The organism is Vibrio sp. V03_P4A6T147 (genome assembly GCF_002241085.1).
Lineage (GTDB): Bacteria > Pseudomonadota > Gammaproteobacteria > Enterobacterales > Vibrionaceae > Vibrio > Vibrio anguillarum.
Map to the genome: position 1 here is coordinate 1 of NZ_NDIO01000075.1, position 7,240 is coordinate 7,240.

Annotated in this window: 9 protein-coding genes and 1 pseudogene; all 10 read right to left on the bottom strand. The window is 44.8% G+C overall.

Annotated features, from left to right (window positions below; genetic code table 11):
- A pseudogene (locus tag B9J84_RS02560) lies at nucleotides 1-185 on the bottom strand (DsbE family thiol:disulfide interchange protein); the annotation flags it as partial.
- Nucleotides 186-2,141 (bottom strand): heme lyase CcmF/NrfE family subunit, encoded by a 1,956-nt coding sequence (locus B9J84_RS02565; protein WP_094123465.1) that lies wholly within the window; start codon nucleotides 2,139-2,141, stop codon nucleotides 186-188.
- Nucleotides 2,138-2,623: a cytochrome c maturation protein CcmE gene (gene ccmE, locus B9J84_RS02570; protein WP_094123466.1), complete on the bottom strand. Its 486-nt coding sequence runs from the start codon at nucleotides 2,621-2,623 to the stop codon at nucleotides 2,138-2,140. The genes B9J84_RS02565 and ccmE overlap by 4 nt, the downstream gene beginning before the upstream one ends.
- Entirely contained in the window at nucleotides 2,620-2,826 is a 207-nt protein-coding gene (gene ccmD / locus B9J84_RS02575; protein ID WP_013856377.1) for a heme exporter protein CcmD, read from the bottom strand. Before ccmD ends, ccmE begins: the two co-directional genes overlap by 4 nt.
- A gap of 2 nt (nucleotides 2,827-2,828) precedes the next feature.
- A complete protein-coding gene (locus B9J84_RS02580; protein ID WP_013856376.1) occupies nucleotides 2,829-3,581 on the bottom strand; it encodes a heme ABC transporter permease in 753 nt (250 codons plus the stop codon).
- Between the two features lie 111 nt (nucleotides 3,582-3,692).
- Nucleotides 3,693-4,361, bottom strand: a complete 669-nt coding sequence (gene ccmB, locus B9J84_RS02585; RefSeq protein WP_013856375.1) for a heme exporter protein CcmB — start codon at nucleotides 4,359-4,361, stop codon at nucleotides 3,693-3,695.
- Nucleotides 4,358-4,981 carry a cytochrome c biogenesis heme-transporting ATPase CcmA gene (gene ccmA / locus B9J84_RS02590; protein ID WP_026027245.1) on the bottom strand — a complete coding sequence of 208 codons (624 nt, stop codon included), beginning with the start codon at nucleotides 4,979-4,981 and terminating at the stop codon, nucleotides 4,358-4,360. Before ccmA ends, ccmB begins: the two co-directional genes overlap by 4 nt.
- A 211-nt stretch (nucleotides 4,982-5,192) precedes the next feature.
- Nucleotides 5,193-5,693 carry a DUF2802 domain-containing protein gene (locus B9J84_RS02595; protein WP_202598892.1) on the bottom strand — a complete coding sequence of 167 codons (501 nt, stop codon included), beginning with the start codon at nucleotides 5,691-5,693 and terminating at the stop codon, nucleotides 5,193-5,195.
- Nucleotides 5,693-6,187, bottom strand: a complete 495-nt coding sequence (locus tag B9J84_RS02600; protein WP_013856372.1) for a chemotaxis protein CheW — start codon at nucleotides 6,185-6,187, stop codon at nucleotides 5,693-5,695. The genes B9J84_RS02595 and B9J84_RS02600 overlap by 1 nt, the downstream gene beginning before the upstream one ends.
- Before the next feature lie 40 nt (nucleotides 6,188-6,227).
- Complete coding sequence (locus B9J84_RS02605) at nucleotides 6,228-7,223, bottom strand: chemotaxis protein CheW (RefSeq protein ID WP_094123467.1); 996 nt, start codon at nucleotides 7,221-7,223, stop codon at nucleotides 6,228-6,230.
- Between the last annotated feature and the right edge of the window lie 17 nt (nucleotides 7,224-7,240).

Below are 7,240 nucleotides of genomic sequence, written 5' to 3' on the forward strand. Positions count from 1 at the left end.
TGGTCATACAGCTTGCCGGGTTCGGCTAAATCTTCCAAACGAAATTCAGGCACAGACTTACCAATCAGAACCGACTCCAATTTTGTGGGATCATCACCTTCGGTATTTTTGACCAACTGAGTAACAAACACGGCAACTAGACCAAGAAAAGCCACCAATGGAATAAATAGAATTTTCTTGTTCATCTACGCCTCCTGTTGGGAGCTTTTTCTAAAGCGGTAGCGTTTGTCACTGATGGCTAACGCACCACCTAATGACATCAATAAAGCACCAGCCCAGATCCAACGTACAAATGGTTTGTAATAAATTCGGATCGCCCATGAATGACCATCTTCTAATCGCTCACCCATTGCAATGTACAAATCGCGAGTGATGCCACGATCGATGGCCGCTTCAGTCATCATTGACTTGGCAGTACGATAAAAGCGTTTTTCCGCATGGAGTGTATTCACGTATTGCCCATCCTGTGTAATTTCAAAATCGGCAATATAACCATCATAGTTCGGGCCATCTTTATCTCTTAACCCTTTGAAATAAAAGTTATATTGTTGGATTTCAAAAGATTCCCCAGGTGCTAGACGAACATCACGCTCGATACTGTAGTTTTGCACCATCGCAATACCAATCACAGTAACGGCAAGACCAACATGGCCTAACATCATGGCCCAGTGGCTACGTTGTAGTTTAGTCACCCCTATCATAAAGCTATGACGATGTGTCGCACGTTGGTGCAACTCGACAACGTGTAGCAAGATGATCCAAAACGCCATGACCCAGCCGATAAATGCCATCAAGCTAAAGCGTTCAGCTAGCAGGTACACCATAACCGCCGAAAAAATCAACGCCATCAGGCCACAAATCAACATCGGTTTCAAAAGCTTGGAAAAATTATCGCGCTTCCAACGGATCAGTGGACCGATCCCTAGCAAAAATGCAAATGGCACCATTAGCCATGCAAACAGCATGTTGAAGAAAGGTGCTCCTATTGATACGGAACCAAGGCCAATCTGCTTGTGGATTAAAGGTAACAAGGTGCCAACCAATACCACCACCAATGCAGCGATTAATAAGATGTTGTTGGAGAGCAGCGCATTTTCACGCGAGATCAATTCAGCATTGCCACGGACGCGCACTGCCGCACCTTTAACGGCAAACAATAGCAGTGAGCCACCGATGACAAACACCAAAAACCCAAGGATAAACAGGCCACGAGCGGGATCGGATGCAAATGCGTGTACCGAAACCAAAATACCAGATCGCACTAAGAATGTGCCCAGTAAACTGAGCGAAAATGCTGAAATTGCCAGTAACACTGTCCAAGCTTTGAATGTGCCACGTTTTTCTGTCACAGCAAGTGAGTGCATCAATGCCGTTCCCGCAAGCCATGGCATAAACGACGCGTTTTCTACTGGATCCCAGAACCACCAGCCACCCCAGCCAAGTTCGTAGTAAGCCCACCACGAACCTAGCGCGATACCTAATGTCAAAAATAACCACGCCGCAGTTGTCCAAGGACGAGACCAACGGGCCCATGCAGTATCCAAACGCCCGGTCATCAAAGATGCTATTGCAAATGAGAATGCGACTGAAAAACCGACATATCCCATGTATAACATGGGTGGGTGAATGATTAGCCCAGGATCTTGTAGCAGCGGGTTTAAGTCACGACCATCAATTGGGAAATAGGGTAAGGTGCGTAAAAATGGATTCGAAGTCACGATGACAAACAGCAAGAATCCAACGCTGATCAGCCCCATAACGGATAAGACTCTCGCCACAGATTCTTGAGGCATACCACGGCTAAAGGTAGCCACCGCCACAGTCCATCCCGCTTGAATTAAAACCCACAGCAATAATGAACCTTCATGCGCCCCCCACACCGCTGTTAGACGGTAATACCAGGGTAATTGACTATTCGAATTACTCGCCACGTATTGTACCGTGAAGTCATTGACATAAAATGCCCATAGCAAAATGCTAAATGAGACCAATAGCAATGAAAACATTCCCCATGCTAATGGCCGCGCAGTATTCATCAGCATGGTATTGTTTTTAGAAGCACCAACAAGTGGAAGTAAGCTGAGTAATATGGCAAGCCCAAGTGAAACAATAAGGGCAAAATGTCCTATTTCAACAATCATTGAGCACTTCCTTGTTTTTGTTCCGAGCTATAGGTTAACGGCTCATGCGTTTTCTTCATTGCTTCAGCAATTTCCGGTGGCATATAGTTTTCATCATGCTTGGCTAGCACTTCAAACGCTTCCACTGTGGTGGCATCTTTCAATACGCCTTGCGCAACAATACCCTGACCTTCTCTAAACAAGTCGGGTAAGATGCCTTCATATTCGACCGTCACATTTGGACCAACATCATGGAGCTGAAATCTTACTTTTAGTGAACCCGGATCTCTTTTCACAGAGCCCACCACCACCATGCCGCCAATGCGTAGCCGTTGACCCACTTCTGGTTTTGTCCCATCGGGTTTACCGTGTACAAGCTCGGTCGGCGTATAGAAAAGGTCCATATTTTGATTGAGTGCATACAACATCAAACCAATGGTGGTACCAGCCCCAATAATCAATGCCAAAATAATGGTGAGTCTTTTTTTACGTCTCGGGGTCATAAGGTGTTCTCCATATGCTTTGCAGCATCAATTCTGGCTTGGCGTTCAACCTTTGCTTGCACATCTTGCAACAAGGTTTTGCCACGCTTGATGCTGAGCATCAGTAAAATAAACATGGATAAAAAGGTAATGCCAAATGCACTCCATACATAGGCGGAGTAACCGCCCATCGCCAAGAAATCACTCAAAGAGTCAAAATGCATGATCAGTTACCTTTCTGTGTTTGAAGGGTTGCCAATTCGATAACCCAAGGGCGATGGCTCTCTTTACTGATAATTTCATTGCGTAAGCGGATCATAGTGACCGCAGCAAAAAAGAAAGCAAAACCAAAAATATTGAGCAGCAGTGGCCACAACATGTCACTGGATATGGAAGGCTTTTCAAATTTAGTAATCGTGGCACCTTGGTGCAGGGTATTCCACCACTCAACGGAGAAATGAATGATAGGTAGATTTATCACACCAACGATGGCCAGCAGACCTGCGGCTTTTGCGGCTGTTTTTTGATCATCGAAAGCGTGGTAAAGCGCAATCACTCCCAAATAGAGAAACAGTAAAATGAGCTCAGACGTCAGACGAGCATCCCATACCCACCAAGTTCCCCACATCGGTTTACCCCAAATGGCTCCAGTAATTAACGCAATAAACGTAAATACCGCACCGATGGGCGCCATTGCAGCAGCGGCCATGTCTGACAGTTTTAATTGCCAAACTAGACCAATGAAAGCCGCAATCGCCATCGACATATAAATGCCCATTGACCAAATGGCGGAAGGGACATGAATGTAAATGATTCTGAAGCTGTCGCCTTGTTGATAGTCTGCCGGAGCATAAGCTAAACCAAGGATATTACCGACTACCAGGCATAAGATAGCGAGCCCTGCAAACCAAGGCAGGAACTTTCCACATAGCCGATAGGCGGATTCAGGCTTTGCATAGGGATGGAGCCATTTCCACATTGTATTGTCTCACTCTTACTTCATTGCTTCTGAGCATGTGTCTGCTCAGTTTATTGTGTTGTTGATACGCAACGCTCAAATGCATTGCTGAAAATATCGTTCGTACTTAATTTAGTTAACGCTGACTCTCAATGCTGCGCTAATAGCAAATGGAGTTAATGTTATCGCGCCCATAAACATTGCCCCCAAAACAGCCAATTGACCGTTGTAGAGCATGCCAAGCGATGCTGCATCAATAGCTGATGTAGCGAAGATTAAAATCGGGATATACAAGGGTAAGACCAGTAGGCTCAGCAACACGCCACCTTTTTGCAAGCCGACGGTCAATGCAACACCAATAGCACCGATAAAACTCAACGTTGGCGTGCCAATGAACAAAGTCAATACAACTGCAAGCCACGTATTAAAATCTAATGACAATAATACGGCTAACAATGGGCTAATTAAAATTAAAGGCAGTCCAGTCAGTAACCAATGAGCCACGACTTTTGAAATAACGACTATGGGTAATGGCACTGGGATCAGCATCATTTGTTCAAGCGACCCGTCTTGAAAATCATCGCGAAACAGACGCTCAAGTGATAGTAGCGCCGACAGTAACGCCGCAACCCAAACAATACCTGCGGCGATACGGGCGAGCAAAGCAGGCTCTGGGCCGATACTCAGCGGAAATAGGGTGATCACTATGATAAAAAACCACAGTGGATTAAAAATATCGGCTTGACGTCGAAAAGCGATCAATAATTCACGACGGATGATCATCCCCATGGTCACGATCATGACTCATGCCCCAATTTAATTTTTCGCAATTGCGGATAGTTAGCAAACATATCTTGGTGTGTGGTCAATACAACGATGCCACCTTGTTGCGCATGCGCTAGAAATAAGGCTTCCAACACTTTGACACCTTGCTTATCAATCGCAGTTAACGGTTCATCTAAAATCCACAACTTTTGTTGACTGAGCCACAAACGAGCCAGCGCAACTCGGCGCTGTTGTCCGGCAGAAAGCTGGCCTGCAGCCACGTCTTCTCGGCCAGCTAAACCTACTTTAGCCAAGGCTTGATATATCTCTTGAGAAGACGATTCTGCATTATGCACTGATTGATAAAAATGAAGATTCTCGAATGCCGTCAAATCGCGCTTAACCCCAGTTTGATGACCAAGAAACAGTAAATCTTGGTGGTAATCATCACGATTAGACTCAATATTCATGCCATTCCACAAAATAGAACCATCCTCTCTATCACCTAACCCGGTAATAATTCGTAGTAAGGTCGTTTTACCTGTGCCGTTCCGTCCTTCAATCTGCACCAATTCGCCAGCATGAATCACAAAGCTAAGTGCTTCAAACAGAACTCTTTCATCACGAATTGCGGTCAGGTTATTTACTTCAAGCATGTGCATCTAAATCGAGAAATTTGAGCCGCTATATTAGCACACCACACCTAAGACAAAACATAATAAGACTATTACCAGTCACGAAACTAGGTAAGAAACTGTTAATTTTTAATTATTTTCTGTCTCATTTACTACTTTGTGGCTACATTTAGCCACATTCAAAACTAGAGAGGGAAGCCATTGGCTTCCCTCTCTAGTTTCGCTCTTTCGACTATTTTTTGGCAGGTCGCCTCGTACTTTGCACCGGCTCGCGACCTTCCGGGTGACTACTCAGTGGCGGGATGCTTTCATGCCCTGCAATTTTCTTCTGCAAGGACATCATCAACTCAGCTTCAGCTTTAGGTAGCTCACACTCTTTAATAAGCTCATTGATGTCAGCACCGAGTTGGACCATTTTTGTCGCTCGGCTGTATAAACGCCCATCCGTATCAACATGTTCCAATTCAGTAATTCGCTCGTTTAAATGCTGGATGAGATCCTGCTGATCCGTCACTTTTTGGCCAAGACCAATAGCAACTGAGCGTATTTCCAACAGCTGTCTATTCGCCTTTTGCAACTCCTTATCTAACGATCGGGCTTGTTGTCTTTGGTGATCAATCTGTTGGGCAAGTCCCTGACGTACACGAAGTAACACCAGCAACAAAAATACAACAACAAAAACCGCGCTCCCTATAAGAATAACAGGAGCACTGAACAACATAGCTTCGCTCATTATAGGTGGACCATCTCGTCCCACTCGTCTTCAGTTAGCAGTTTATTCAGGTCAACAAGGATCAATAGCTTACCGTCACGGTTGCTCACGCCTTGGATAAACTTAGCGCTCTCATCGGTACCAACACTTGGTGTAGTATCGATTTCAGAAGAACGTAGGTAAACTACTTCCGCAACGCTATCGACTAAAATACCAATCACTTGGCGCTCAGATTCAATCACAATAATGCGTGTATTATCCGTGATTTCACCTTGCATTAAGCCAAAACGAGATCGTGTATCAATGACGGTCACAACATTACCACGTAGGTTAATGATGCCAAGAACATAATCAGGAGCACCTGGTACCGGTGCAATTTCTGTATAGCGGAGTACTTCACGTACCTGCATTACATTAATTCCGTATGTTTCTTCTTCTAGTTGGAACGTCACCCACTGGAGCACTTCGTCGTTAGACTTGTCTTTTCTTACTTCTACTTCGTTAGTCTGAGACATACCTTTTCCTCTCTAAGTCGATTCCGACATCAATGTATTATTATTTCTCTAGTGCTTTTACATCAAGCCCTGCATTAAGCATAGCTATCAATGCTTCAACATGGATCAAAGCACACATTTTTTCTTTTACCATTCCAGCAAGCCACGGCCTTTTGCCTGCCTGTTCTCGCCAGCGGACCTTCTCTGAGCTTAGCAATTCTGTACCCATAAGCTGAGTACTTGCTAACCCCCACATACTGTCACCAAGCATGACGATGTATTGATAACCTTCTTTGTAGCTATCATCATGGAGCTTTTCTGCCATTACCCATTTTGCCGTATCGACAACATCTAGCTGATTATCTTTATTAGTTTGCAGTCCAAGGTACCAAGCAGGTCGACCGATTAAATGATTGAGCGTTGCCATACGGTGGATCCCCCCAAGTTCATCAAGAGGCACCGCAAACGTCACGCCATTCACTTCAAAATAGAGCACTTGAAAATCTCGTGTTCTCGCAGTGCTTTGCCATGTACCAATTCCAGAGTAGCCCGCTTGCGTTTCAAGTTCGACTTCAGCCGTCGGTTGCTCAACCACTTCCACGTCAACAGCAAATTCTTCAACTTCAACAGTGTCTGCCGCAGTCAGAATTTCAACTTCAGGTTCAGTTTCCAAGGTATCGGCGGGAATATCCCATTCTTGGATCTCTTCAACAATTTCAGTCACTGGTTGAGTTTTTAAAGCGATCTGAACGGTGTTTTGCTCCATGATCTCTTCCAGCTCTAACTCTGCCACTGGATTACTTGATTCTAGCTGGCTTAATAAGCGCTGCACATCATCTAAATTCGGCAGCTCAAACTCAACCACTTCAGAATGGTAATAACTTTTTTCCGGTACAGATTGCACCGATGTCGAAAGCGCTAACTCAGGTTCAGCAAGGGACAATTCTTTTTGCTCTTCCGCTTTCAGCTCAAGTTCAATCGCTTCTTCATCTAGTAACGCTGTAAAGTAGTCATCGAGTGCTTGTTCACTGGATAAAAATGGCCCACTACTCATCAATAGCTAGCCTCTCTAAA